The organism is Pseudomonas sp. GM79, from assembly GCF_000282495.1.
GTDB lineage: Bacteria > Pseudomonadota > Gammaproteobacteria > Pseudomonadales > Pseudomonadaceae > Aquipseudomonas.
Genome location: NZ_AKJE01000006.1, coordinates 18,133 through 43,617, shown reverse-complemented (window position 1 = coordinate 43,617; position 25,485 = coordinate 18,133). Strand labels below are relative to the sequence as shown.

Genomic DNA, 25,485 nt, shown 5'->3' with positions numbered 1-25,485 from the left:
ACTCCGGAAATCTTTGATCAATACAGAGATGGGAACACCACCTCGATCGTTATGTGGGAGCGGGCTTGCTCGCGAAGGCGTCGGCACAGCCGGCATCAATGCCGATTGATCTACCGCTTTCGCGAGCAAGCCCGCTCCCACAGGGTGGGCAAGCCCACCATCACAGGTCGTGGTTACTTCGCAGCCCAGGAATTGAAACGCTGCTCCAGTTGCTCGCCGTTGTCAGCCCAGAAGCTGACGTCGATCTGCACCTGGTTGGCGATGTTTTCCGGGGTGGTCGGCATGTCTTTCAGGACATCCTTGGACAGCAACGGCACGGCTTGGGTGTTGGCCGGGCCGTAGGCGATGTTTTCCGAGTAGGTCTTCTGCTGCTGCGGAGCTACCGAGAACGCGATGAATTTCTTCGCCGCTTCAGCACGGGTCTTGTCCAGACCTTTTGGAATCGCCCATGCGTCGAAGTCGTAGATACCGCCGTTCCACACCACTTTCAGGTTGCTTTCTTTCTGTACCGCCGCAATCCGGCCGTTGTAGGCAGAGCTCATGACCACGTCACCGGAGGCGAGGTATTGTGGCGGTTGAGCGCCGGCTTCCCACCACTGAATGCTTGGTTTGAGCTCATCGAGTTTCTTGAACGCACGATCCTGACCATCCTTGCCGGCCAGTACTTTGTAGACGTCTTTCGGCGCAACGCCGTCAGCCATCAGTGCGAATTCCAGGGTGTACTTGGCGCCTTTACGCAAGCCACGTTTGCCCGGGAATTTCTTGGTGTCCCAGAAATCCACCCAACTGGTCGGTGCGGAAGCCAGTTTGTCGGCGTTGTAGGCCAGCACGGTCGACCACACGAAGAAGCCCACGCCGCATGGCTGGATGGCGCCTTTGACGTAGTCTTCGGTCTTGCCGAACAACTTCGGATCAAGCTGCTCGAACATGTCCTCGTCGCAACCACGGGACAGTTCTGGCGATTCAACTTCTACCAGGTCCCAGGACACGCTCTTGGTGTCGACCATGGCTTTGACCTTGGCCATTTCGCCGTTGTACTCGCCCGCCACGATCTTGCCGTTACCTGCCGCTTCCCACGGTGCGTAGAAGGCTTTGACCTGCGCCGCCTTGTTCGCCCCGCCAAAGGACACCACAGTCAGGTCCGGGCCCGCCGCCATTGCTTGTGCCGCACCGATCATGCCCATGACCAAAGCGGTGAATTTCAGGGATCTCAACATTTATTGTTCTCTCCACGTGCAGGGTTGGTGTTGGTGAAGCAGGGGGCGATCAATGCGCCTCTAAAAGTGGGTCGAGCGCGCGAACGTGTTCGACCTGCCAGCCAAGCGGTACCACGTCGCCGACAGCGAGCGCGGGATCGAGCTCGGCAATCGGTTGTTTCACGAAGAAGTCGGTCTTGCCGCAGACTTCCAGACGAACCCGGACGTGGTCGCCCAGATAGATGAATTCCGCCACCCTCCCTGAGAAGCGGTTGACGCAGGACTCGCTCGAACCATTGAGGCTCACGCGTTCCGGACGAATCGACAGTGTGACGGGCTCGCCAGTCTTGCCGACGTTGACCGCCAGCGCTTCGACCTTTTCGCCGCGACCGAGCTCGACCACGCAGCGGTCGCCGGTGTGGCTGTGCAAGCGGCCGTTGAGGCGGTTGTTCTCGCCGATGAAGTTGGCGACGAAGGTATTTTTCGGCTCTTCGTAGAGCGTGCGCGGTGGCGCGATCTGCTGAATCTCGCCCTGATGGAACACGGCGACGCGGTCGGACATGGTCAGGGCTTCCCCCTGGTCGTGGGTCACATAGACCACGGTCACACCGAGGCGCTGGTGCAGGTGTTTGATTTCCATCTGCATGTGTTCGCGCAGTTGTTTGTCCAGTGCGCCGAGAGGCTCATCCATCAGCACCAGTTGCGGTTCGAACACCAACGCACGGGCCAAGGCCACACGCTGTTGCTGGCCGCCGGACAGTTGCGCTGGATAACGCTGGGCGAAGGTGTCGAGCTGAACCATGCTCAAAACACGTTTGACACGGTCACTGACATCATTCTTGTTCAAGCCGCGCACGGTCAGCGGGAACGCCAGGTTCTCGGCGACCGTCATGTGCGGGAACAACGCGTAGTTCTGGAACACCATGCCGATGTCGCGTTTATGCGGCGGCACGTTGTTGATGGAACGCCCGGCCAGCTGAATTTCCCCGGCGGTCGGCGTTTCGAAACCGGCGAGCATCATCAGACTGGTGGTCTTGCCGGAGCCGGACGGCCCGAGCAAGGTGAGGAATTCGCCTTTGCGAATATCCAGGTTGAGGTCTTTGACGATCAGGTTCTCGCCGTCGTAGCTCTTTTGCACTCCACGAAAGCTGACCAGAATATCGCTGGCCCCTGCGCTTGAATCAACCTGGCTCATACCCACACCTTTGTTATTGATGACTGCTGTGGACTAAGCCTAGTGGACGCTGGGAGGGGCGCAAATCGGGGCGCAGGAGAGAATCGCCTCAGCCGGATGGAAGATTGGGGGTAGGGATTGCCCTACAAGGATGGCGGGGATGGATAGGAGCAGCGGCAAGCTTGAAGCTGCAAGCCGCAAGAACGGGTAAAAGCGGCTTTGTGAGCATGTCGCAAATGGACATGCCACAACGATCCCGTAGGAGCGAGGCTTGCCCGCGAAGGCGCCCTCAAGTGCGCTAAAAGCTTCGCGGGCAAGCCTCGCTCCTACGGGGGATCGCGTTCAGAATCAGAGGAGTTTGTGTTCCATCGCGTACTTCACCAGTTCGGCCAGGGAGGTGATGTTGAGTTTTTGCATCAGTCGCGCTTTGTGGGTGCTGATGGTTTTGCTGCTCAGGGCCAGTTGTTGGGCGATGTCGTTGACGTTGGCGCCTTGGGCCAGGCGTTCGAACACCGAGAACTCACGCTCCGACAGCAACGAGTGCAACGGCCGCGAATCCGTCAGGCCGACTTCGAAGACCATGCGGTCGGCCAGGTCCGGGTCGATGTATCGCCCGCCCGACGCGACTTTGCGGATTGCCGTCAGCAACAATGCCGGATCGCTGTCCTTGGTCGCATAGCCTGCGGCGCCAACCTTCAACGCCCGAGCGGCCATTTGCGCTTCGTCATGCATCGATAACACCAGAATCGCCGGGGGATTGTTCAAGGCGCGAATCCGCGGAATCGCTTCCAGGCCGTTGACCCCTGGCATGGAGATATCCAGCAACACCACTTCGCAGGGAACATGGCGCAAGGTCTCGAGCAACTGCTCGCCATTGCTCGCCTCCCCTACCACCAGCAAGTCCTTGGCCAGGCCGATCAATTGCTTGATGCCTTCGCGAACGATGGTGTGGTCTTCGGCTACCAGTACACGGATCACGTTCTTCTCCAGATTCAAGATCTATCGCGGGCAAGCCCGCTCCCACAGTGATTTGGGGGTATCAAAGATCTGTGCACTTACACAAACCCCTGTGGGAGCGGGCTTGCCCGCGAAGGCGCCAGCTCAAACAACACAAAACCATCAGGCTTAATCCAGCGGCACTCTTACCGTCAGGGTCGTACCCTCCCCCGGCTCACTCTCAAGTGATAACTGCCCGCCCATGATCAACACCCTCTCACGCATGCCGACCACTCCAAAGGATGTCGGCCTGCCAGTGACGGCGACAAATCCTACGCCATCATCGCTGACAGTCAGGCAGAGTTCATCGCCCTCAAGGGCCAGCGTCAGTTCAACAGTATGCGCCTGGGCGTGGCGCATGACATTGGTCAGCGCTTCCTGAAGGATCCGGAACAGCCCGATGGCCTTGGCATCGCTGAGCACCGGCAAGTTATCCGGCACCTGCACCAGACACGGGATCTGCGTGCGCGCCTCGAACCGCCGGGCCTGCCATTCAATGGCCGAGGCAATCCCGGCATCGAGAATCGGCGGCCGTAGCGCTGTGGCCACATCGCGCACCAGTTGAAACAGCTGCGCGATCAACCGCTTCATGCTGTTCAAGCGCTCATGCAGGCCCGGATCGAGCTGGGCGTAGGCCAATTCGCACATGGACGTTTCCAGCTTCAACACGGTCAGCATCTGACCCAATTCGTCGTGAACTTCCCGGGCGATGCGGGCCTTTTCCTCTTCCCGAACGCTCTCCAGGTGGGCGGACAACTCGCGCAATTGCTCGCGGGAGCTGGCCAGTTCCAGTTCGATGCGCTTGCTCTCGGTGATGTCCCAGACGATCCCGTCCCAGACATAGGCGCCGTCATCGAGGCGGCGAGTGATGGCCTTGATCTCGGCCCAGCGCTGCTCGCCCTGACGGGTCAGAATCCGGCCCTGCCACGACCAGTCACTGTCGGTGTCCAGTGCATGGTCCTGAGTCTGGTGATAACTGGCTTTGTCATCCGGATGCACCAGGCTGCGCAAGCCTCTGTCGCGATGGGCCAGCGTGGCCGGCGAGTAGCCCACCAGGCTCTCGCTGCCTTCACTGATGTAGGCAAAGTCGATCTGCCCGGTCACCGGCGCGCGCTCCAGACGAAAGACCAGGCCAGGGACGTTGGCGGCGATCCCTTGCAGGCGCGCTTCGCTTTCCTGCAACGCGGCCAGGGCGCGACGACGCTCGGTGACGTCATTGAGGTAAACCACCAGGTATTCACCATCGCGAAAACGCAAGAAGCTCAACGAAACATCCGCCGGCAGAATACTGCCGTCCGCTCGCACGCAATGGGTCTCGAAGCTTTGCGGCGCTTCGTCACTGGCCCGGGCGCGTTTCCACAGGCTCAGCCAGCGGTCCATGTGCAAGCCGGGTTCGAAGTCGATCAATGGCCGATCAATGATCCCGCCCACCGGGTAGCCGAGCATGGTTTCAGCCGCCCGGTTGGCATAGCGCACATGGCTGTCCCAGTTGACCCAAAGGATGCCGACGGTGCTCTGATCGATGGAAAACTGCGTGAGGCGCAAGGCCTCTTCGCTGGCCTCGCGCAGGGCAATGTCTTCGCGCGCCGCCAGCAATCGCTGCTCCAGACTGTGTTGCTGGCGACGTTGCCAGAACACAATGGCCAAGCTGCTCAGCAGCAACACCACCAAGAGCAGGCAGAGGTTTTGCCAGAAACCCGGCGACTCGGACAGCCGCGGATACTTGGGTTGCACCCATTGATTGTGCAGTTGCTCCAGATCCTTGGCCGGGATCGCCCGCAGCGCGCTTTCGACAATGCCGGCCAACTCCGGCCAATCCCGGCGCGTGGCCACTCGCAGCAGTTGCGGGAAACCGATATCGCCCACCACCGCCAGCCCGGAGAACTCAGGCTCGGCAGACAGACGCCCGAACTGCGCTTCATCGACCACGGCGTAGCCGGCCTGCTGACTCAACAACAGTTGCAGCGCCTGGCGCTCCAGAGGCACGCCCTGCAAGTTCAGATGGGGATAATTGCTGCGCAGATAATCGGCGGTGACGCTGGGCATGCGCACGGCAACGCGGGTCTGGCTGTCGAGTTTTTCCAGTTCTACCGCCCCGGTGCTTTTCTGGTCGCTGACCACCAGTTGCGACACCCGCATGTATGGGTCGGAAAATTGCCAGAGCCGCAAACCCACGGGGGTTTGCGTCAGACCTGGCGCGATATCGATGTCGCCTTCACGGGCCGCGGCTTCCAGTTGCGCAAGATCGGGATAATTACGCCAGCTCAGCTCGATCTTGAGCGCCTTGGCCAGCCACTTCATCAGCTCGATATTAACCCCGGACAGGCGCTGCAAACGGCGATCGTATTGGGCATAAGGCGTTTGCAACACCACGCCGACCCGCAACTCGCCATGCTGCGCCAGCCATTGCTGTTGCGCTGGCAACAGCTGCACGACGTGCGCCGGTGGCGCGGGCGCCGCCCAGCCCATCAAGGGAAACCATAAACAGCCGATAACCCACAGGCAGCGAAAATGCATCATCGAAGTCTCACACACTGACAAATACTGACCAACCCATTAGGCTGCCGGAATAACTTCTGGCCTGGAATATCCGATGCCCCCTGTCTACCGCCTGGCACTGCCAGCATTGTGCCTGTCGTTGATCCTGCCTTGCGCGTTTTCCGTCGAAGCGGCTGACCCGGCACCTGCCGCCGCGGAAAAACCCGCAGAAGAAAAACCGGTTGAACGCCAGCGGCTGCTTGAGCGTAGTCAGGAAGAAGCGGCAGCACTTGAGCGAAAAATCCCTGCGCAGGAACAGCAACAACTGCAAGCCGGCACCGACAGCTTTCTCGCCTTGTGGAAACCGGCCAATACCGCCGAACCCAAAGGCGCGGTGATTATCATCCCGGGCGCCGGAGAAACCGTTGACTGGCCGCAAGCGATCAGCCCATTGCGCCGTAAATTGCCGGACGCCGAGTGGAGCAGCTTGAGTATCACCTTGCCGGACCTGCAAAGCGACGCCATTGCGCCACGTATCGTCGAAGTGGCGCCAGCGCCCAAAACGCCTGATGCCGGCAGCAAAGACGCGACGACTGCGGCGCCCATCGAACAGGCGGCCGGCGGCGAAGCGGAGGTGACTGACAAGGCCATCGTCGAAACCACCGAAGAACAAGCCAAAGCCGACGCGGAGCGAATCTTCGCCCGTATCGATGCCGCCATCGCCTACGCCGAACAGCAAAGTGCTCGCAGTATTGTCGTGCTGGGCCATGGCACCGGCGCTTACTGGGCCGCGCGTTATCTGAGCGAGAAGCAGCCATCGCAAGTCGAGAAATTCGTGATGATTGCCGCCCAGACGCCTGTTACAGCAAAACCGGGACTGGCTGAGCTCACCCCCACCTTGAAGCTGCCTACCGCAGACATTTTCTATATGGATAAGCCGGTGGATCGTAACGCGGCGCTGGAACGTTTGCAGGCCAGCAAGCGCTTGAAAACTTCGGGGTTCAGTCAGGTGTCGCTCAAGGCTTTGCCGGGGAATGCCAAGGCCGAGCAAGAGCAGTTGGTGCGTCGGGTGCGCGGGTGGTTGAATCCGCAGCCTGTGGCGGACTGATAGATCGGCGGCGCGCCCTTCGCGAGCAAGCCCGCTCCCACATTAGATCGCGTTCAGACAGGCAACGCCGATCAAATGTGGGAGCGGGCTTGCTCGCGAAGACGGAATCACTGACAACACAACTCTACCCGGCTAACGAAAATCCCGCCGCTCACGAATCAACGTATAAGCGGTATGCAATTCACGAGTCTTGTCCGTTGCCTCACGAACCTGCAACGCCGTCGCACCGCTGCCGGCAATCTTGTCCGGATGATGGCGACTGAGCAGGCGTCGATAGGCGTGCTTGATCTGTGCCGGCTCACTCGTGGCTGACACTCCCAACAGTCGCAAGGCATCCTGATACGTGATCGCGCTGGTGACCAACGGTCGCTTCTGCGGCTCGTAATCGCTGGCCAGCGCCTGCACCTGATGCGACGTCCAGCCGAGCCATTTGCCCCACTGGGCTATCAGCTCGCGCTCATTGCTACCGGCGCGACCATCAGCCCAGACCATCCGCCAACAGGCACGCAACACACCTTCCGCCGCATGGGGTTGAGCGCCCAGGCGTCGCAGATAACCGCGCAACCGGTCGTGTCCCGACTTACCGCGATTGAATGCTGCAATCGCCCGACGTTGCGCCGACTCGGTCATTTCCAGCGAACGCATTTCCTGCCGCGCCTGCTGGATGTGCCCATCCACTACCCGCCCATCGCTCTTGGCCAATCGGCCTAGCAACACGAACAGCAGCTCATCGTTGCGCAGCACCGAGCGACCGCCGAATTTTTCCCATAAGTGCGCCCAGCTCTGCAGGTGCAAACGCCGGTCCAGCGCCTGCCCCAACAAAGCGCCGAGCATGGCCCCCGGAATGCTGGCTATAGCAAAGCCCGCTCCGGCTCCAATCAGAGTCCCTGGCCACAACATGTCAGCGTCTCGCTTCTATCAGAATGTCTACTTCAGCCAGGCGCTCGTGGGTGCCGACATCCACCCAATGCCCACTCAGGCGTTCACCGGTCACTTGCCCGTCAGCCATGGCTTTGCGCAGCAGCGGCGCAAGCTTGAAGGCACCGGCCGAGCATCCGTCAAACAGCTGCGGGTGCAGCACAGCGATGCCGCTGTAGGTCAAGGTTGATGTCTCCGGCCGACCGTCCTGCACATGGCCATCGACCAAAGCGAAATCCCCACTCGGATGATGCGCCGGGTTGTCCGCCAATACCAAATGAGCAAGCCCGGCGATGGGCTGATGCAACACGCTGAAGTCGTAGTCGGTCCAGATGTCACCGTTGACCACCACAAAGGCCTCGTCTCCCAACAACGGCAACGCACGGAAAATACCGCCACCGGTTTCCAGCGGCTCACCTTCCGCCGAATACTGGATGCTCACGCCGTACCGCGAACCATCGCCCAGATAATCTTCGATCTGCTGACCGAGCCAGGCATGGTTGATCACGATCTCGCTAAACCCTGCAGCCGCCAAGGCGCGCAGGTGATATTCGATCAGGGGCACTCCGCCGGCGCGAACCAGCGGTTTTGGCGTGGTCAGGGTCAACGGACGCATGCGCTCGCCTTTACCCGCGGCCAGAATCATTGCCTTCATGCAGTCGCTCCAGCACGCAGACTGGCCAGCAATTCACCCAGCTCCGCCAGTTCAGGGCGACGGGCGATGACCGCGTCTATATAAGCAAAGAAGCGCGGCACGTCGCCGAGGTAGCGCGGCTTGCCGTCGCGATGGCAGATACGGGCAAAGATGCCGATGACTTTCAGGTGGCGTTGCACGCCCATCAGGTCGCTGGCGCGCAGGAAATCTTCAAAGTCTGGCTGCACCGGGATGTCGAGTGCGCCGGCTTGCTGCCAGTAACCCTCCAGCCAGCCACGCACGCGCTCTTCAGGCCAGCTGAGGAAGGCGTCCTTGAACAGGCAGGTCACGTCGTAGGTCACAGGACCGTAAACCGCGTCCTGAAAATCCAGCACGCCGGGATTCGGTTCGCTGAGCATCAGGTTGCGCGGCATGTAGTCGCGATGCACCAGGACTTTGGGCTGAGCCAGAGCGCTGTCGATCAGCAGGTCGCTGACCTGCTGCCAAAGTGTTTGCTGCGCCGAGTCGAACTCGATGCCCAGCTCACGTTTCACATACCACTCGGGGAACAGTTCCAGCTCGCGACGCAGCAGCGCCACGTCATAACTCGGCAGCGGCGCCACCATCGGCAACTGCTGGAAAGCCAGCAGCGCTTGCAGGGCATCCTTGAACAAATCGTCGGCGTTTTCGCTGTCGATCACGTCCAGATAAGTCTTGTTGCCCAGATCATTGAGCAAAAGAAAACCACGTTCGAGGTCTTCGGCATAAATTTTCGGCACGTTTATTCCGGATTTCGCCAGCAGAAAAGCGATATCCACGAAGGGTTTGCAGTTTTCCTGGGGCGGCGGCGCGTCCATCACGACAAAACTTCTGCCTGCGCCTTCCCAGCGAAAATAGCGCCGAAAACTCGCGTCGCTACTGGCCGCAGTCAACGTGGCCGGGGGTACGGCGCCCCAACCTTGTTCTGCAAAGAGGATAGCCAACTGTTCATCGAGCCAAACTTTCAGGTGTTGCAAACGTACATCTTGGTCAGGCATTGCAAGGGTCTCCGACGGCGCTAGCCGTCAAGCGGGTCATGCTTTATTATCCAGCATCTTTTTCAGACCATCGAGAGGCGTGCGGCCCACACCGCGGGCAGATGGCACGCAGGAAGCCCGGACTAATAAGATGGCATTGAAATCCCCCGCGTTTCGTAAAAAATTTCCGTTGTTGGTCACCGGCAGTCTGCTGGCCCTGCAACCTCTAGCCACTTCGTTCGTGGTCGCCGCGGAACAGTATGACTGCTCAGTCTCTGCTTCGGGTGCCTGGGACTGTGCGCCAAAGGCACCGGCTGCTGCATTGCCGCCACGCCCCGTCCATGACGGCAGCGCAGTTTCCGCCACTGGCGAAGCTGCGGCAGACACCGGCTCCAGCGCAGACACCGGCGCCAAGCCTGTCCTGGTTACCGAGTCCAAGGGCCGTGGCCTGAAGTCGCGTAGTGAAGACTACAGTCACCTCGACTGGGTTCCGCGCGAGAAGCTCACCGCAGCGCAATTGGCCGAAACCGGTCCTTACTGCTCTGGTTCCTATATCGAACCGATTCGTCCTGGCATGAATGACAAGACGAGTAAAAGTGACGCTCCGACCTTTCTCGGTGCCAAAGCCTCTCGCTATAAGCAGGATGAGCAGGTCGCTACTCTGGCCGGTGACGTCGTTATGCGTCAGGGCAGCATGCAGGTAGAAGCCGACGAAGCGAACCTGTACCAGGCCGAAAGCCGTGGCGAACTGAGCGGCAACGTGCGTGTTCGCGACAACGGCGCACTGATCGTGGGCGACCACGCCGACGTGCAGCTCGACACCGGTGAAGCCAAGGTCGACAACGCCGAATACGTGATGCACAAATCGCGTATCCGCGGTAACGCGCTGTACGCCAAGCGTGCCGAGAACGCGATCATCCGTCTCAAGGATGGTACGTACACCACGTGCGAACCGGACAGCAACGCCTGGCAACTCAAGGGCAACAACATCACCTTGAACCCGGCGACCGGCTTCGGTACTGCGACCAACGTGACGCTGCGGGTCAAGGACATTCCGGTTCTGTACACGCCGTACATCTATTTCCCGATCGACGACCGTCGCCAGTCCGGCTTCCTGCCACCGACCATTGGCACCGGCAGCGATACCGGCTTCCTGCTGGTCACCCCGTACTACTTCAACCTGGCACCGAACTACGATGCCACGTTGTACCCACGCTACATGAGCAAGCGTGGCCTGTTGATGGAAGGCGAGTTCCGCTACCTGACCGAATCCAGCGAAGGTCAGTTCGGCGCCGCATACCTCAACGACGAGAACGACGATCGCAAGCTGCAGAGCGACTACGAAAAAACCCGCTACATGTACAACTGGCAGCACAAGGGTGGTCTGGACTCACGCGTAATGACTCAGGTCGATTACACCAAGATCAGCGATCCGTATTACTTCCAGGATCTGCAGACTGACCAGATTGGTGTGAAGAGCTCCGATTACGTGAACCAGCAGGGTTCTGTCACCTATCGTGGCGACAGCTACACCGCTCGTTTGAATGCCCAGGCTTATCAGCTGGCGACCGTTTCGAACATCACACCGTATGATCGATTGCCGCAAATCACCTTCAATGGTCAGCTGCCGTACCATCCGGAAGGTTTGAACTTCGATTACGAGACCGAGATCGTTCGCTTTGATCGCGACCTGAAGAGTGGAACATTCGTCCAGGAGGACGGGATTACCACCGAGCCACGTCTGGATAACAACATCTTTGGTCTGGCACGCGCCAACGGTGAGCGTTTGAATCTCAAACCAGGTGTCAGTCTGCCGCTGAACTGGACATATGGCTTCCTCAAGCCATCGCTCAAGTACCAGTACACGCAGTATCAACTGGATCTGGACGGCAGGGGTAAAAGCGACATCGCTTCGCAAAGCGCGGAGCAGGACAGGGTCAACGGCACGTTCAGCAGCAACCAGAACCGTGGAGTACCGATCGCCAGCATCGACAGCGGCCTGTACTTTGACCGCAACACTTCCTGGTTCGGAAAAAACTACCGTCAGACCCTGGAACCGCGCCTGTTCTACCTCTATGTACCTGAGGAAGACCAGAAGGATATTCCGGTATTCGACACCAGCGAATACACCTTCAACTATGCCTCGCTGTTCCGCGACAACCGCTTCTCCGGCTCCGACCGTGTCGGCGACGAGAACAAGCTGTCGCTGGGCGTGACCAACCGCTGGATTGAAGATAACGGCTTCGAACGTCAACGCATCAGCGTCGGCCAGGCCTTGTACTTCAAGGACCGCGAAGTACAGTTGCCAGGTATCGATGCGAAAACCCGCGATGATGCAAAATCCAGTGTTTCGCCTTATGCGCTGGAATACGAATACCGCTGGAACCGCGATTGGCGCACCACCGCCGATTACAACTGGGACCCGGACAGCCGCAGCCCTCGCTCGGGCAGCGCGATGTTCCACTACCAGCCTGAAGACAACCCGAACAAGGTCATCAACGCCGGTTATCGCTATCGCAATGACCAGGTCCGTTATGACCAGAACACCGGTAAATGGTCGGTAGGCGGCGGTGACTACGGTACTCCGGGCACTCCTGGCTATGTGAAGGACTACTACAAGATCAAGCAGCACGACTTCTCGGTGATCTGGCCGATCGTGCCGCAGTGGAACGCCATCAGCCGCTGGCAGTATGACTACAACCGCAACCGTACTCTGGAAGCCTTTGGTGGTTTCGAATACGACAACTGCTGCTGGAAATTGCGCCTGATCAACCGTTACTGGGTCAGCTATGACGAGTTCAGTCAGAACGCCCCGGAAAACGAAAAAGGCGACCACGGCGTCTTCCTCCAAATTGTTCTGAAGGGACTCGGCGGCCTCACTGGCGCCAAGGTAGAGAGCTTCCTCGACAAAGGCATCCAAGGTTATCGTGAACGTGAAGACCAAGCTTTCTGATTGTCTGCGCCCGCTGATGCTGGGCGCGCTGTTCCTGGGTACCGCGGCCAACGCCGCGGTACAGTCCATCGATAAAGTGGTGGCCATCGTCGACAACGACGTGGTCATGCAGAGCCAACTGGACCAGCGCGTTCACGAAGTTCAGCAAACCATCGCCAAACGCGGTGCTGCCGTACCGCCTGCCGGCGTGCTGGATCAGCAGGTGCTCGAACGTCTGATCGTCGAAAACCTGCAACTGCAGATCGGCGAGCGTTCCGGCATCCGCATTACCGATGAAGAACTGAACCAGGCCGTCGGCACCATTGCCCAGCGCAACAACATGTCGATTGAGCAATTCCGCTCCGCTTTGTCTCGCGACGGCCTGTCTTATGACGACGCTCGTGACCAGATTCGCCGCGAAATGATCATCAGCCGTGTACGTCAGCGCCGTGTGGCTGAACGCATCCAGGTGTCCGAGCAGGAAGTGAAGAACTTCCTGGCGTCCGACCTGGGCAAGATGCAGCTGTCCGAAGAGTTCCGTCTGGCCAACATCCTGATTCCTACACCGGAAAGCGCCAACTCCGACGCGATTCAGAATGCAGCCAAACAAGCCGACGCGGTTTACCAGCAACTCAAGCAAGGCGCTGACTTCGGTCAGTTGGCAATCGCCAAATCCGCCAGCGAAACCGCACTGGAAGGCGGCGACATGGGCTGGCGTAAAGCCGCTCAACTGCCACCTCCGTTCGATCGCCTGCTGGGCTCCATGGCCGTTGGCGATGTAACCCAGCCTATGCGTACCCCGGGCGGCTTCATCATTTTGAAGATCCTCGACAAGCGTGGCGGCGAGACCCAGGTGCGTGACGAAGTGCATGTGCGTCACATCCTGGTCAAACCAAGCCCGATCCGCGACGAAGAAAAAACCAAAGCCCTGGCTCAATCGCTCTACTCCCGTATCGAAGCGGGCGAAGATTTCGGCGAGCTGGCGAAAAGCTTCTCGGAAGACCCGGGTTCCGCCCTCAACGGTGGCGACCTGAACTGGATCGACCCGAATGCACTGGTGCCTGAGTTCCGCGAAGTGATGGCCAAGACCCCACAAGGTCAGCTGTCCAAGCCGTTCCAGACTCAATATGGCTGGCACGTTCTGGAAGTCCTTGGCCGCCGCGCCACCGACAGCACCAGCCAGGCCCGCGAACAGCAAGCGATGACCGTACTGCGTAACCGCAAATACGATGAAGAGCTGCAAACCTGGCTGCGTCAGATCCGTGACGAAGCGTATGTAGAAATCAAGCTCCCTGGTGCAGACCAGGCAACGCAGTGAAACCCAAGCGTTTCGCGTTGACCCCCGGCGAACCGGCCGGCATAGGTCCCGACCTGTGCCTGCTGCTCGCCTCGCAAGCCCAGCCACACCCACTGATTGCCATTACCAGCCGCGACCTGCTCATCGAGCGGGCCGCGCAGTTGGGCGTGGTTGTTGATCTGCTGTCGGTAACGCCCGACAGCTGGCCGGATGCTCCCGCACCTGCCAACAGCCTGTATGTGTGGGATACGCCGCTTAATGCCAAGGTCATCGCCGGGCAACTGGACAAGGCCAATGCGGCTTTCGTTCTGGAAACCCTGACGCGTGCTGGCCAAGGCTGCCTGGACGGGCATTTCGCCGGCATGATCACCGCGCCTGTACACAAGGGCGTGATCAATGAATCCGGAATCGCTTTTTCCGGGCACACGGAATTTCTCGCAGACCTGACTCATACCACGCAAGTGGTGATGATGCTCGCCACCCGCGGCTTGCGCGTAGCGCTGGTTACTACTCACCTGCCCCTTCGCGAGATTGCCGATGCAATCACACCGGAGCGTCTGGAACGGGTCACGCGGATCCTGCACGCCGACCTGCAAGAAAAATTCGGCATCGCCCAGCCACGCATCCTGGTTTGCGGGCTTAACCCGCACGCCGGTGAAGGCGGTCATCTGGGCCATGAAGAAATCGACATCATCGAACCTACATTAGAGCGCCTGCGCGGCGAAGGCATGGACCTTCGCGGTCCCCTGCCCGCCGACACTCTGTTTACCCCCAAATATCTGGAGCACTGCGACGCGGTGCTGGCGATGTACCACGACCAGGGCCTGCCCGTGCTGAAATACAAAGGCTTCGGCGCGGCAGTCAACGTGACCCTTGGCTTGCCGATCATCCGCACTTCGGTCGACCATGGCACCGCCCTGGATCTGGCCGGCAGCGGCAAAATTGATACCGGCAGCCTGCAAGTCGCCCTGGAAACCGCCTACCAGATGGCCGAGACCCGTTTATGACCGAGCATTACCAACACCGGGCGCGCAAGCGCTTCGGCCAGAACTTCCTGCACGATGCCGGCGTTATCGACCGCATCCTGCGTTCCATTCACGCCAAACCCGAAGACCGTCTGCTGGAAATCGGCCCGGGCCAGGGCGCATTGACCGAAGGCCTGCTCAACAGCGGCGCCCAACTGGACGTGGTGGAGCTGGACAAGGACCTGATCCCTATCCTCAACCAGCAGTTCGCCAGCAAGAGCAATTTCCACCTGCATCAGGGTGACGCGCTGAAGTTCGACTTCAACAGCCTGAACGCCGCGCCGAACAGCCTGCGAGTGGTCGGCAACCTGCCGTACAACATCTCTACGCCGCTGATTTTTCATCTGCTGCACAACGCAAGCCTGATTCGTGACATGCACTTCATGCTGCAAAAAGAAGTGGTCGAGCGTCTGGCGGCGGGGCCTGGTGGCGGTGACTGGGGTCGCCTGTCGATCATGGTTCAGTACCATTGCCGGGTCGAACATCTATTCAACGTCGGCCCGGGCGCATTCAATCCGCCGCCGAAAGTCGACTCGGCCATCGTGCGCCTGGTGCCTCACGCGGTACTGCCGCATCCAGCCAAAGATCACAAACTGCTGGAGCGCGTCGTGCGCGAAGCCTTCAACCAGCGCCGTAAAACCCTGCGCAACACGCTGAAATTGTTGCTGAGCAACGCTGAAATCGAAGCCGCCGGCGTCGATGGCAGCCTACGCCCCGAGCAGCTCGATCTGGCGGCCTTCGTTCGTCTGGCCGACAAGCTCAGCGAACAAGTCCTACACAAGCCTGCCACCGACTGAAAGGCGATGAGCGCTATCGGGTAGGACGCCACTCTGGTTTACTACCCGATACTTGGCCTAGACTGAGTTCTATCAGCTATGCCCCGCGTCCCGCTTCGTTTCTAAGGCCTTTTGCATGTCCGATCCTCGTTATCAGGTCGACGTCAGCGTCGTCACCCGCTATCTGGCAGAACAATCGCAACCCGAGCAAAATCGCTTTGCCTTCGCCTACACCATCACCGTGCAGAACAATGGCCTGGTGCCCGCCAAACTGCTTTCACGGCACTGGGTGATTACCGACGGTGATGGGCATGTCGAGGAGGTTCGTGGTGCAGGCGTCGTCGGCCAGCAGCCGTTGATCGACGTGGGCAAGAGCCACACTTACAGCAGCGGCACCGTCATGACCTCCAAGGTCGGCACGATGCAGGGCACTTATGAGATGGTCGCCGAGGACGGTAAACACTTCGACGCCATCATCGCTCCGTTTCGCCTGGCAGTACCCGGAGCCCTGCACTGATGGCGACGTATGCCGTCGGCGATTTGCAAGGTTGCCTTGAGCCGCTGCAATGCCTGCTCAAGCAAGTCGCTTTCGACCCGGCAAAGGATCGCTTGTGGCTGGTGGGTGACCTCATCAACCGTGGCCCACAGTCGCTGGACACCTTGCGCTTCCTTTATAGCATCCGCGAATCGCTGGTGTGCGTACTCGGCAACCACGACCTGCACTTGCTGGCCGTCGGGCAAAACATCGAACGCCTGAAGAAGGCCGACACGCTGCGCGAGATTCTTGAAGCACCCGATTGCGCGGAGCTGCTGGAGTGGGTTCGGCAACAAAAGCTCATGCATTACGACGAGCAGCGCGATATCGCACTGGTCCATGCCGGCATCCCGCCTCAATGGTCGCTGCGCAAAGCCTTGAAGTGCGCCGCCGAAGTCGAAGACGCCCTGCACGATGACAATCGCTTCGCGCCTTACCTTGACGGCATGTACGGCAATGAACCGGTGAAATGGGACAACGATCTCAAAGGCGCGGCTCGCCTGAGAGTCATCACCAACTATTTCACCCGGATGCGTTTTTGCACCAGCGACGGCAAACTCGACCTCAAGGGCAAGGAAGGTATCGACACCGCACCGCCGGGTTATGCGCCGTGGTTCACCCACAAGGAGCGCAAGACCAAAGGCCTGAAGATCATCTTCGGCCATTGGGCGGCGCTCGAAGGCCAGTGCAACGAGCCGGGCCTGTTTGCGCTCGACACCGGTTGCGTCTGGGGTGGCGCCATGACCCTGATGAACGTCGACACCGGCGAGCGCCTGCAATGTAAATGCGACGCCCATGGCCACACTCGGCCGGCTGTCGCCGCCCCTATTCCCGAACAAACGTCAGCCAGCGCCCCGCGCTAGACTGCGCTTTCAGCCGAGCCACAGGAGCCCGCCATGAGCGAATTCAAACGTATCCCCCCAGAACAGGCCCAGGCCCTGCGCGAACAAGGCGCGGTGGTGGTCGATGTCCGCGATCCGGCAACGTTTGCCGCGCTGCACATTGCCGGCTCCAAGCATCTGGACAACCATTCTCTGCATGCTTTCATTCAGGGCGCTGACCTGGACGCGCCGACGGTAGTGGTCTGCTATCACGGAAATTCCAGCCAAGGCGCGGCTGCCTATCTAGTCAGCCAAGGCTTCTCCGACGTCTATAGCATGGATGGCGGTTTCGAGTTGTGGCGTACGACCTATCCTTCGGAAACGGCGCAAGGCACTTCCGAATAATTTTTTTCAATACGCGCAAGCCCCGGTCCCCGCGGGCTAGCGCGGTGACAGACGAACGGTCTGCCACAACTTATTACGCATCTTGCATTTACCTTCCGAATTCCCAACTATCCTTAAGCGCAGGCCATCCAAAACAGGGGAGAGCCGGTACACCGGCGCGCGGGTCATCGGGAGTAGCTTTCGGAGTCGTCAGCTCCGGGAGAGTTCTGGGGGGTAAACAGCAACTGCCTGTTCGGTTGCTGCCAGCATCGACTGAGTGATCCGGCGTCGGCTCCACGTATCGAGCGAGGTGACGTCATGAGTATCTTTAGCCACTTCCAACAACGCTTCGAGTCCACGCGCCAGGAAGAACTCTCTCTGCAGGAGTACCTGGAGCTGTGCAAAAAGGACCGCAGCGCCTACGTTTCCGCCGCCGAGCGTCTCTTGCTGGCCATCGGAGAACCGGAGCTGCTCGACACCTCGACCAACTCGAGGTTGTCGCGAATCTTTTCCAACAAGGTGATCCGCCGCTATCCGGCCTTTGAAGACTTCCACGGGATGGAAGAATGCATCGACCAGATCGTGTCGTATTTCCGCCATGCGGCCCAGGGTCTGGAAGAGAAGAAACAGATCCTCTACCTGCTCGGCCCTGTCGGTGGCGGTAAGTCGTCCCTGGCCGAAAAGCTCAAACAACTGATCGAGAAAGTGCCCTTCTACGCAATCAAGGGCTCGCCGGTTTTCGAGTCGCCCCTGGGTCTGTTCAACGCCACCGAAGATGGCGCGATCCTCGAGGAAGACTTCGGCATTCCCCGGCGCTATCTCAATACCATCATGTCGCCATGGGCCACCAAGCGCCTGGCCGAATTCGGCGGCGACATCAGCCAGTTCCGCGTGGTGAAACTCTATCCATCGATCCTCAACCAGATCGCAGTCGCGAAAACCGAGCCGGGAGATGAAAACAACCAGGACATCTCGGCACTGGTGGGTAAGGTCGATATTCGCAAACTGGAAGAGTTCCCGCAGAACGACGCCGATGCCTATAGCTACTCGGGGGCGCTGTGCCGGGCCAACCAGGGCTTGATGGAGTTCGTCGAAATGTTCAAGGCACCGATCAAGGTGCTGCACCCATTGCTGACGGCTACCCAGGAAGGCAACTACAACAGTACCGAAGGCCTGGGGGCGATTCCGTTTACCGGGATCCTGCTGGCCCACTCCAACGAATCGGAATGGCACACCTTCCGCAACAACAAGAACAACGAAGCATTCATCGACCGGATCTATATCGTCAAAGTGCCGTACTGCCTGCGCGTCAGCGACGAGGTGAAGATCTACGACAAGCTTCTGTTCAACAGCTCGCTGGCCAAGGCCCATTGCGCGCCCGACACGCTGAAAATGCTCGCGCAGTTCACCGTACTCTCGCGCCTCAAGGAGCCGGAAAACTCCAACATCTACTCCAAGATGCGCGTATATGACGGCGAAAACCTCAAGGACACCGATCCGAAGGCCAAGTCGATCCAGGAATACCGCGACGCAGCGGGTGTCGACGAAGGCATGAACGGTCTGTCGACCCGCTTCGCCTTCAAGATTCTTTCGAAGGTCTTCAACTTCGATCCGCACGAAATCGCCGCCAACCCGGTACATCTGCTCTACGTACTGGAACAGCAGATCGAACAGGAACAGTTCCAGGCCGAGACCCGGGAACGCTATCTGCGCTTCCTGAAAGAGTACCTGGCGCCGCGTTATATCGAATTCATCGGCAAGGAGATCCAGACTGCCTACCTTGAGTCTTACAGCGAGTACGGTCAGAACATCTTCGATCGCTACGTGCTGTACGCCGACTTCTGGATTCAGGATCAGGAATACCGCGACCCGGAAACCGGCGAGATCCTCAACCGCGTAGCCCTGAACGAGGAACTGGAGAAAATCGAAAAACCGGCCGGCATCAGCAATCCGAAAGATTTCCGCAACGAAATCGTCAACTTCGTACTGCGCGCCCGAGCCAACAACAACGGCAAGAACCCAACCTGGCTCAGCTACGAAAAACTGCGGGTGGTCATCGAGAAGAAAATGTTCTCCAACACCGAGGATTTGCTGCCGGTCATCAGCTTCAACGCCAAGGCCAGCAAAGAGGACCAGCAGAAGCACAACGACTTCGTCACACGGATGGTCGAGCGGGGCTACACCGACAAACAGGTACGACTGCTGTCCGAGTGGTACCTGCGGGTCAGAAAATCACAGTAACCCGCTGCCGGTCAGACCGGTTGTCGTTAGCCCGAGGCCTGTTTACGCTTTTTCTGTTACACAGGCCTCTGGAGGTGTCCGAAATGCGGTAGCGAGGTTCAGGCAGCATCAAAGCGCTTGGGGGAAGCGTGTACACCCTCCGGCACTGGCCTTATGCTGCGTTAACGCTCGCCCATTTCAGGACAGCTTCTAAGGAGCAGTCATGAGCTATGTGATCGACCGACGTCTCAATGGCAAGAACAAGAGCACGGTAAACCGCCAGCGGTTTCTGCGGCGCTACCGTGATCACATCAAAAAGGCTGTCGAAGAGGCGGTCAGCCGGCGCTCCATTACCGATATGGAACACGGCGAGCAGATCAGCATTCCCGGCCGCGACATCGACGAGCCGGTGCTTCACCACGGTCGTGGCGGCAAGCAAACCATCGTGCATCCCGGAAACAAGGAATTCACCAGCGGCGAGCACATTGCCCGCCCGCCAGGAGGTGGCGGCGGCAGAGGCCCTGGCAAGGCCGGTAACACGGGTGAAGGGATGGACGAGTTCGTCTTCCAGATTACCCAGGAGGAATTCCTCGAGTTCATGTTCGAGGACCTTGAACTGCCTAACCTGGTAAAACGCCACCTGACCGGCACCGACACCTTCAAGACCGTACGCGCCGGTATCAGCAACGAGGGCAACCCGTCACGGATCAACATTATCCGCACACTGCGTTCGGCCCATGCCCGACGCATTGCCTTGTCCGGCAGCAGCCGGGCGAAATTGCGCGAAGTCAAAGAGGAACTGCTGCGACTTAAACGGGAAGAACCGGACAACTTCGGCGATATCCAGGAGCTCGAAGCAGAAATCGAGAAGCTCAGCGCGCGCATTCACCGAGTGCCGTTTCTCGACACCTTCGACCTCAAGTACAACCTGCTGATCAAGCAGCCGAACCCCAGCTCCAAAGCCGTAATGTTCTGCTTGATGGACGTGTCCGGCTCCATGACCCAGGCGACCAAGGACATCGCCAAACGCTTCTTCATCCTGCTGTACCTGTTTCTCAAGCGCAACTACGACAAAATCGACGTCGTGTTCATTCGCCACCACACCAGCGCCCGTGAAGTGGATGAGGAGGAGTTTTTCTATTCCCGGGAAACCGGCGGCACGATCGTCTCCAGCGCCCTGAAATTGATGCAAGAGATCATGGCCGAGCGTTATCCGAGCAACGAATGGAATATCTATGCCGCTCAGGCGTCCGACGGCGACAACTGGAACGACGATTCGCCGATCTGCCGCGACATCCTGATCAATCAGATCATGCCGTTCGTGCAGTACTACACTTATGTTGAGATTACCCCGCGCGAACACCAGGCCTTGTGGTTCGAGTACGAACGCATCGCCGAAGCCTTCTCTGACACTTTTGCCCAGCAGCAACTGGTCTCGGCCGGGGATATCTATCCGGTCTTTCGTGAACTCTTCCAGCGCAGGTTAGTGACATGACCGCCAAAGAGCAGAAGCGCCAACCCATTTCCACCGGCTCCGAATGGACATTCGAGCTGATCCAGGCCTACGACCGCGAAATCAGTCGTCTCGCGGCCCGCTACGCGCTGGATACGTATCCCAACCAGATCGAAGTGATCACCGCCGAGCAGATGATGGACGCTTATGCCTCTGTCGGCATGCCCTTGGGTTATCACCATTGGTCCTATGGCAAACACTTCCTCAGCACCGAAAAATCCTACAGTCGCGGCCAGATGGGGCTGGCCTACGAGATTGTGATCAACTCGGACCCCTGCATCGCCTATCTGATGGAAGAAAACACCATCTGCATGCAGGCGCTGGTGGTGGCTCACGCCTGCTATGGCCATAACAGTTTCTTCAAAGGCAACTACCTGTTCCGCACCTGGACCGACGCCAGCTCGATCATCGATTACCTGGTGTTTGCCAAGCAGTACATCATGCAGTGCGAAGAACGCCACGGCATCGACGCGGTAGAGGACTTGCTCGACTCCTGCCATGCGCTGATGAATTACGGGGTCGACCGGTATAAACGCCCGTATCCGATTTCCGCCGAAGAAGAACGCCGTCGGCAGAAGGATCGGGAAGAGCATCTGCAGAAGCAGATCAACGATTTGTGGCGGACCATTCCAAAAGGCGCGGACAAGTACAGCGACAAGGACAACGCACGCTTCCCCGCCGAACCTCAGGAAAACATCCTGTATTTCATCGAAAAACATGCGCCGTTGCTGGAGCCCTGGCAGCGCGAAATCGTGCGAATCGTACGCAAGATCGCCCAGTATTTTTATCCACAGCGCCAGACCCAGGTGATGAACGAAGGCTGGGCCACGTTCTGGCACTACACCTTGATGAACGACTTGTATGACGAAGGCCTCGTCACCGATGGCTTCATGATGGAGTTTCTGACCTCCCATACCAGCGTGGTCTTCCAACCCGGTTTCGACAGCCCCTATTACAGTGGAATCAACCCCTACACCCTGGGTTTTGCCATGTATCGCGATATCCGCCGGATATGCGAACACCCCACCGAAGAGGACTATCGCTGGTTTCCGGAAATCGCCGGCACCGACTGGCTGTCCAGCATCAAATTCGCCATGAGCAGCTTCAAGGACGAGAGTTTCATCCTGCAGTACCTGTCACCCAAAGTGATCCGCGACCTCAAGCTGTTCAGCATCCTCGATGACGATCAGAAGGACGATCTGCTGGTTCCGGCGATACACGACGAAGACGGCTATCGAACCATTCGTGAAACCCTGGCGGCGCAATACAACCTGGGCAATCGCGAACCCAACATACAGATCTACAGCATCGACCGACGTGGCGACCGCTCCCTGACCTTGCGCCACCAACAACACGACCGCAAACCGCTGGGCGATTCCACTGATGAAGTGCTCAAGCACCTGCACCGCCTCTGGGGCTTCGACATTCACCTGGAAACCCTGCAAGGGGATCAGGTGATGAAAACCCACCATGTTCCGCCCAGAAGTGAACACGGCGATGGGGATTATGGCCGGCTGGACCTGGCAGTCATTCATCTTTGATCCTGTTTTTCTGCCTCCGGAAGTTCGACGCAAAGGTTATTCTGTCGGGCTAACGGAGGTTTTTTATGCAGATTTATAAAGTCGGCGGTGCGGTCCGCGATCGCCTGCTAGGCAAACCCGTCACCGATATCGACTGGGTCGTTGTAGGCGCCACCACCGAAGAAATGCTCGCCAAGGGCTTTCGTCCGGTGGGCGCGGACTTCCCGGTGTTTCTTCACCCCAAAAGCGGTGAGGAATACGCCCTCGCCCGCACCGAGCGCAAAAACGGGCGCGGGTACGGCGGCTTCATCTTTCACGCCAGCCCTGATGTCACCCTCGAAGAAGATCTGATTCGCCGCGACCTGACGATCAACGCCATGGCCGAGGACGATCAACAGAACCTGACCGACCCTTACCACGGTCAACGGGACCTCGAGGCTCGCTTGCTGCGTCACGTTTCCCCCGCGTTCGCCGAAGATCCGCTCCGTGTATTGCGCGTTGCCCGCTTTGCCGCGCGTTATGCGGAACTGGGGTTCACCGTCGCCCCCGAGACATTGGAGCTGATGCGTCAACTCAGCGAATCAGGTGAATTGGAGGCGTTGACGCCCGAACGCAGTTGGAAAGAAATCGCCCGCGCGCTGATGGAAGACCAACCCCAAGTATTCATCGAGGTTCTGCGCGAATGCGGTGCTCTCAAGGTACTGATGCCGGAAGTCGACGCGCTGTTCGGTGTACCGCAACCCGAAGCCCATCACCCGGAAATCGACACGGGCGTGCATACCCTGAGCGTGCTGGAGCAAGCGGCGCTACACAAACAACCGCTGACCGTACGCTGGGCCTGCTTGCTGCATGACTTGGGCAAAGGTTTGACGCCCGAGGAAGAATGGCCCCGCCACATAGCCCACGAGCACAAAGGCCTGAAGCTGATCAAAGCGGTCAATGAGCGCTTCAGGGCACCGAAAGACTGTCAGGAGCTGGCGCTGCTAGTGGGCAAGTATCACACCCATGGCCATCGTGCTCTGGAGCTGAAACCGTCGACCTTGCTGGAGTTGCTGCAGAGTTTCGACGTCTATCGTCGACCTCAGCGCTTTGAAGAATTTATCGCGGCGTGCGAGATGGACGCTCGAGGGCGTAAAGGCCTGGAGCAGAGAAGTTACCCACAGGCGGATTATTTACGGGGCGCGGCAACTGCTGCGCGAAGTGTTGCCGTTCAGCCGTTGCTGGAGAAGGGATTCAAGGGACCGGAGTTGGGCGAGGCGATCAAGGGCGAGCGCCTCAAGGCGTTGAAGGCTTACAAAGAGGCGGCGCCTGCTTGAAAAGCATCGCGGGCAAGCCCGCTCCCACAGGTGCGAGTCGTTTGTCGATTATGTAAACGACGCTAACTTGTGGGAGCGGGCTTGCCCGCGATGGCGTCATCCGCATCACAACAAATTCAAAGGAGTCAACTGCTCACCGCGCCACTCAAAAGCCACTGGCGCCAACACCTGATTGATCTGCGCCTCATCCCACAGGGTTGCAAAGCTCTTGCCTACGCCCGGATGCACTCTATCCGGCGCAATCAGCGACAACGGCCACAGCACGAAGGCATTTTTCAGAATTTCTGCCCGTGGCAAAATCAAGCCATCGAAGTTACCCACCAGATCGCCGAACAGCAGCACGTCGATATCCAGCGGCAAGCCCTTGCGGTCGGGCGCGTAACGGCCGTTATCCGCCTCGATGAATTTCAACCGTCGATCAAGCTCCATCAGCGGCAGATCGGTGAAGGCCGAGACCACAAAGTTGAAAAACGGCCCGCTCTTGATCCCCACCGGCTGGCTTTCGAATACCGCCGAGCAGCGCATATCCACCAGGAAACCCGCCAGGGCGTCCAGGCCTGCCTGCAAATGGGCTTCGCGCTCGATGTTGCTACCGAGCCCGAGATATACCTGAGTCAGCGACATCCGCGCTCGATCTCCACGCCAACACCACCCGTGGCAGCCGGAATGGCACCTGGCTTGGTCAGCTTGAGGCGCATCCAGGTGATCTTGAATTCGCTCATCAGCACTTGCGCCAGACGCTCGGCAAAGGTCTCTACCAGCTGAAACTGCGCCTGCTCGGCAAACGCCTGAATGCGCGACGAAACGCTCGCGTAGTCGAGCGCCAGGGTCAGATCATCACCGGCGGCGGCCGGACGATTGTCCCAGGCGAAGCTCAGATCAAGTCGAAGACACTGTCGGATGCCTCGTTCCCAGTCGTAGGCACCGATGACGGTGTCGACTTCCAGGCCCTCGATAAACACTCTGTCCAAGCACTTCTCTCCACTGCACGACAAGGGCGCAATGCGCCGTTAGAATCAGGGCGTCCTCGCCCGGAATAGTTAGCATGTTTTGGTTACTGGCGATCCTCGCCTACCTGCTCGGCTCTCTGTCCTTCGCCATTTTGCTCAGCCGCCTGACCGGTAACCCCGATCCGCGAATGAGTGGCTCGGGCAATGCCGGCGCCACCAACATGTTGCGCCTGGCTGGCAAGAAACTCGCCATCCTGACCTTGCTCGGCGACCTGAACAAAGGCCTGCTGCCCGTATTGATCGCAAGTGCAATAGGCCTTTCACTACAAGAACAGGCCTGGATCGGCGTCTGCGCCGTTATCGGTCACCTGTTTCCGCTGTACTTCCGCTTTCGCGGTGGCAAGGGTGTCGCCACCGCGGCTGGCATGCTGCTGGGGCTCTACCCGCCCGCCGCGTTGCTGGCGGTCTGCGCCTGGCTGCTGACGTTCTACCTGACCCGTACCAGTTCACTCGCAGCCCTGATTGCCACACCACTGACCCTGCCGCTGCTTGCCTGGCAAGAACCGGCGGCACTGCTACCCATGAGCGCGCTCACAGGCCTGATCGTCTGGCGTCATCGCGGCAATCTACGCGACCTGTTTGCCGGGCGCGAACGGCATTTTTAAATACCGCACGT

Annotated in this window: 22 protein-coding genes; 13 read left to right on the top strand and 9 right to left on the bottom strand. The window is 59.1% G+C overall.

Annotated elements, in window-relative coordinates:
• Window positions 1-173: 173 nt before the first annotated feature.
• The 4 genes from PMI36_RS27710 to PMI36_RS27725 all read right to left on the bottom strand — a co-directional run bounded on the left by PMI36_RS27710 (window position 174) and on the right by PMI36_RS27725 (window position 5,886).
• Entirely contained in the window at window positions 174-1,217 is a 1,044-nt protein-coding gene (locus PMI36_RS27710; protein ID WP_008067442.1) for an ABC transporter substrate-binding protein, read from the bottom strand.
• 49 nt (window positions 1,218-1,266) lie between these two features.
• Complete coding sequence (locus PMI36_RS27715) at window positions 1,267-2,391, bottom strand: ABC transporter ATP-binding protein (RefSeq protein ID WP_008067440.1); 1,125 nt, start codon at window positions 2,389-2,391, stop codon at window positions 1,267-1,269.
• Window positions 2,392-2,718: 327 nt separating this feature from the next.
• Window positions 2,719-3,348 (bottom strand): response regulator, encoded by a 630-nt coding sequence (locus PMI36_RS27720; RefSeq protein ID WP_008067439.1) that lies wholly within the window; start codon window positions 3,346-3,348, stop codon window positions 2,719-2,721.
• A gap of 147 nt (window positions 3,349-3,495) precedes the next feature.
• On the bottom strand, window positions 3,496-5,886 hold the full coding sequence (locus PMI36_RS27725; protein ID WP_008067438.1) for a PAS domain-containing sensor histidine kinase: 2,391 nt from the start codon (window positions 5,884-5,886) through the stop codon (window positions 3,496-3,498).
• Between the two features lie 73 nt (window positions 5,887-5,959).
• Here PMI36_RS27725 and PMI36_RS27730 point away from each other — a divergent pair, with 73 nt between their 5' ends.
• Window positions 5,960-6,952, top strand: a complete 993-nt coding sequence (locus PMI36_RS27730; protein ID WP_008067437.1) for an alpha/beta hydrolase family protein — start codon at window positions 5,960-5,962, stop codon at window positions 6,950-6,952.
• 132 nt (window positions 6,953-7,084) lie between these two features.
• On the opposite strand, the gene PMI36_RS27735 is transcribed toward PMI36_RS27730, so the two are convergent.
• From PMI36_RS27735 to PMI36_RS27745, 3 genes are read right to left on the bottom strand one after another with little or no spacing between them, the layout of a single operon-like run.
• Window positions 7,085-7,852 carry a TerB family tellurite resistance protein gene (locus PMI36_RS27735; protein WP_008067436.1) on the bottom strand — a complete coding sequence of 256 codons (768 nt, stop codon included), beginning with the start codon at window positions 7,850-7,852 and terminating at the stop codon, window positions 7,085-7,087.
• Window position 7,853: 1 nt separating this feature from the next.
• Window positions 7,854-8,525 carry an N-acetylmuramate alpha-1-phosphate uridylyltransferase MurU gene (gene murU / locus PMI36_RS27740; protein ID WP_008067435.1) on the bottom strand — a complete coding sequence of 224 codons (672 nt, stop codon included), beginning with the start codon at window positions 8,523-8,525 and terminating at the stop codon, window positions 7,854-7,856.
• Window positions 8,522-9,541: an aminoglycoside phosphotransferase family protein gene (locus tag PMI36_RS27745; RefSeq protein ID WP_008067434.1), complete on the bottom strand. Its 1,020-nt coding sequence runs from the start codon at window positions 9,539-9,541 to the stop codon at window positions 8,522-8,524. The genes murU and PMI36_RS27745 overlap by 4 nt, the downstream gene beginning before the upstream one ends.
• Before the next feature lie 130 nt (window positions 9,542-9,671).
• Between PMI36_RS27745 and PMI36_RS27750 the strand changes: the two genes are divergently transcribed.
• From PMI36_RS27750 to PMI36_RS27800, 11 genes are all read left to right on the top strand, one after another.
• Window positions 9,672-12,473, top strand: a complete 2,802-nt coding sequence (locus tag PMI36_RS27750; RefSeq protein ID WP_008067433.1) for an LPS-assembly protein LptD — start codon at window positions 9,672-9,674, stop codon at window positions 12,471-12,473.
• Window positions 12,454-13,770, top strand: a complete 1,317-nt coding sequence (gene surA, locus PMI36_RS27755) for a peptidylprolyl isomerase SurA (RefSeq protein WP_032830064.1) — start codon at window positions 12,454-12,456, stop codon at window positions 13,768-13,770. The genes PMI36_RS27750 and surA overlap by 20 nt, the downstream gene beginning before the upstream one ends.
• Complete coding sequence (gene pdxA / locus PMI36_RS27760) at window positions 13,767-14,756, top strand: 4-hydroxythreonine-4-phosphate dehydrogenase PdxA (protein ID WP_008067429.1); 990 nt, start codon at window positions 13,767-13,769, stop codon at window positions 14,754-14,756. Before surA ends, pdxA begins: the two co-directional genes overlap by 4 nt.
• Window positions 14,753-15,571, top strand: a complete 819-nt coding sequence (rsmA, locus tag PMI36_RS27765; RefSeq protein ID WP_008067426.1) for a 16S rRNA (adenine(1518)-N(6)/adenine(1519)-N(6))-dimethyltransferase RsmA — start codon at window positions 14,753-14,755, stop codon at window positions 15,569-15,571. Before pdxA ends, rsmA begins: the two co-directional genes overlap by 4 nt.
• 115 nt (window positions 15,572-15,686) lie before the next feature.
• Window positions 15,687-16,067 (top strand): Co2+/Mg2+ efflux protein ApaG, encoded by a 381-nt coding sequence (apaG, locus tag PMI36_RS27770; RefSeq protein WP_008067418.1) that lies wholly within the window; start codon window positions 15,687-15,689, stop codon window positions 16,065-16,067.
• The gene (locus PMI36_RS27775) at window positions 16,067-16,948 is read left to right on the top strand and encodes a symmetrical bis(5'-nucleosyl)-tetraphosphatase (protein WP_008067416.1); all 882 of its coding nucleotides are present in this window, start codon (window positions 16,067-16,069) and stop codon (window positions 16,946-16,948) included. The genes apaG and PMI36_RS27775 overlap by 1 nt, the downstream gene beginning before the upstream one ends.
• Before the next feature lie 33 nt (window positions 16,949-16,981).
• Entirely contained in the window at window positions 16,982-17,311 is a 330-nt protein-coding gene (glpE, locus tag PMI36_RS27780; RefSeq protein ID WP_007904261.1) for a thiosulfate sulfurtransferase GlpE, read from the top strand.
• A gap of 297 nt (window positions 17,312-17,608) precedes the next feature.
• Window positions 17,609-19,531, top strand: a complete 1,923-nt coding sequence (locus PMI36_RS27785) for a PrkA family serine protein kinase (protein WP_007904259.1) — start codon at window positions 17,609-17,611, stop codon at window positions 19,529-19,531.
• 202 nt (window positions 19,532-19,733) lie between these two features.
• Window positions 19,734-21,005: a YeaH/YhbH family protein gene (locus tag PMI36_RS27790; protein ID WP_007904257.1), complete on the top strand. Its 1,272-nt coding sequence runs from the start codon at window positions 19,734-19,736 to the stop codon at window positions 21,003-21,005.
• Entirely contained in the window at window positions 21,002-22,564 is a 1,563-nt protein-coding gene (locus PMI36_RS27795) for a SpoVR family protein (protein WP_008067414.1), read from the top strand. The genes PMI36_RS27790 and PMI36_RS27795 overlap by 4 nt, the downstream gene beginning before the upstream one ends.
• A 65-nt stretch (window positions 22,565-22,629) precedes the next feature.
• A complete protein-coding gene (locus PMI36_RS27800; RefSeq protein ID WP_008067412.1) occupies window positions 22,630-23,859 on the top strand; it encodes a multifunctional CCA addition/repair protein in 1,230 nt (409 codons plus the stop codon).
• 105 nt (window positions 23,860-23,964) lie between these two features.
• On the opposite strand, the gene folK is transcribed toward PMI36_RS27800, so the two are convergent.
• Both folK and folB read right to left on the bottom strand, forming a co-directional pair.
• Complete coding sequence (gene folK, locus PMI36_RS27805) at window positions 23,965-24,483, bottom strand: 2-amino-4-hydroxy-6-hydroxymethyldihydropteridine diphosphokinase (protein ID WP_008067409.1); 519 nt, start codon at window positions 24,481-24,483, stop codon at window positions 23,965-23,967.
• Window positions 24,474-24,830, bottom strand: a complete 357-nt coding sequence (folB, locus tag PMI36_RS27810; RefSeq protein ID WP_007904249.1) for a dihydroneopterin aldolase — start codon at window positions 24,828-24,830, stop codon at window positions 24,474-24,476. Before folB ends, folK begins: the two co-directional genes overlap by 10 nt.
• Window positions 24,831-24,904: 74 nt before the next feature.
• On the opposite strand from folB, the gene plsY reads away from it, so the two are divergent.
• Window positions 24,905-25,474, top strand: a complete 570-nt coding sequence (gene plsY / locus PMI36_RS27815; protein WP_008067407.1) for a glycerol-3-phosphate 1-O-acyltransferase PlsY — start codon at window positions 24,905-24,907, stop codon at window positions 25,472-25,474.
• Window positions 25,475-25,485: the final 11 nt, after the last annotated feature.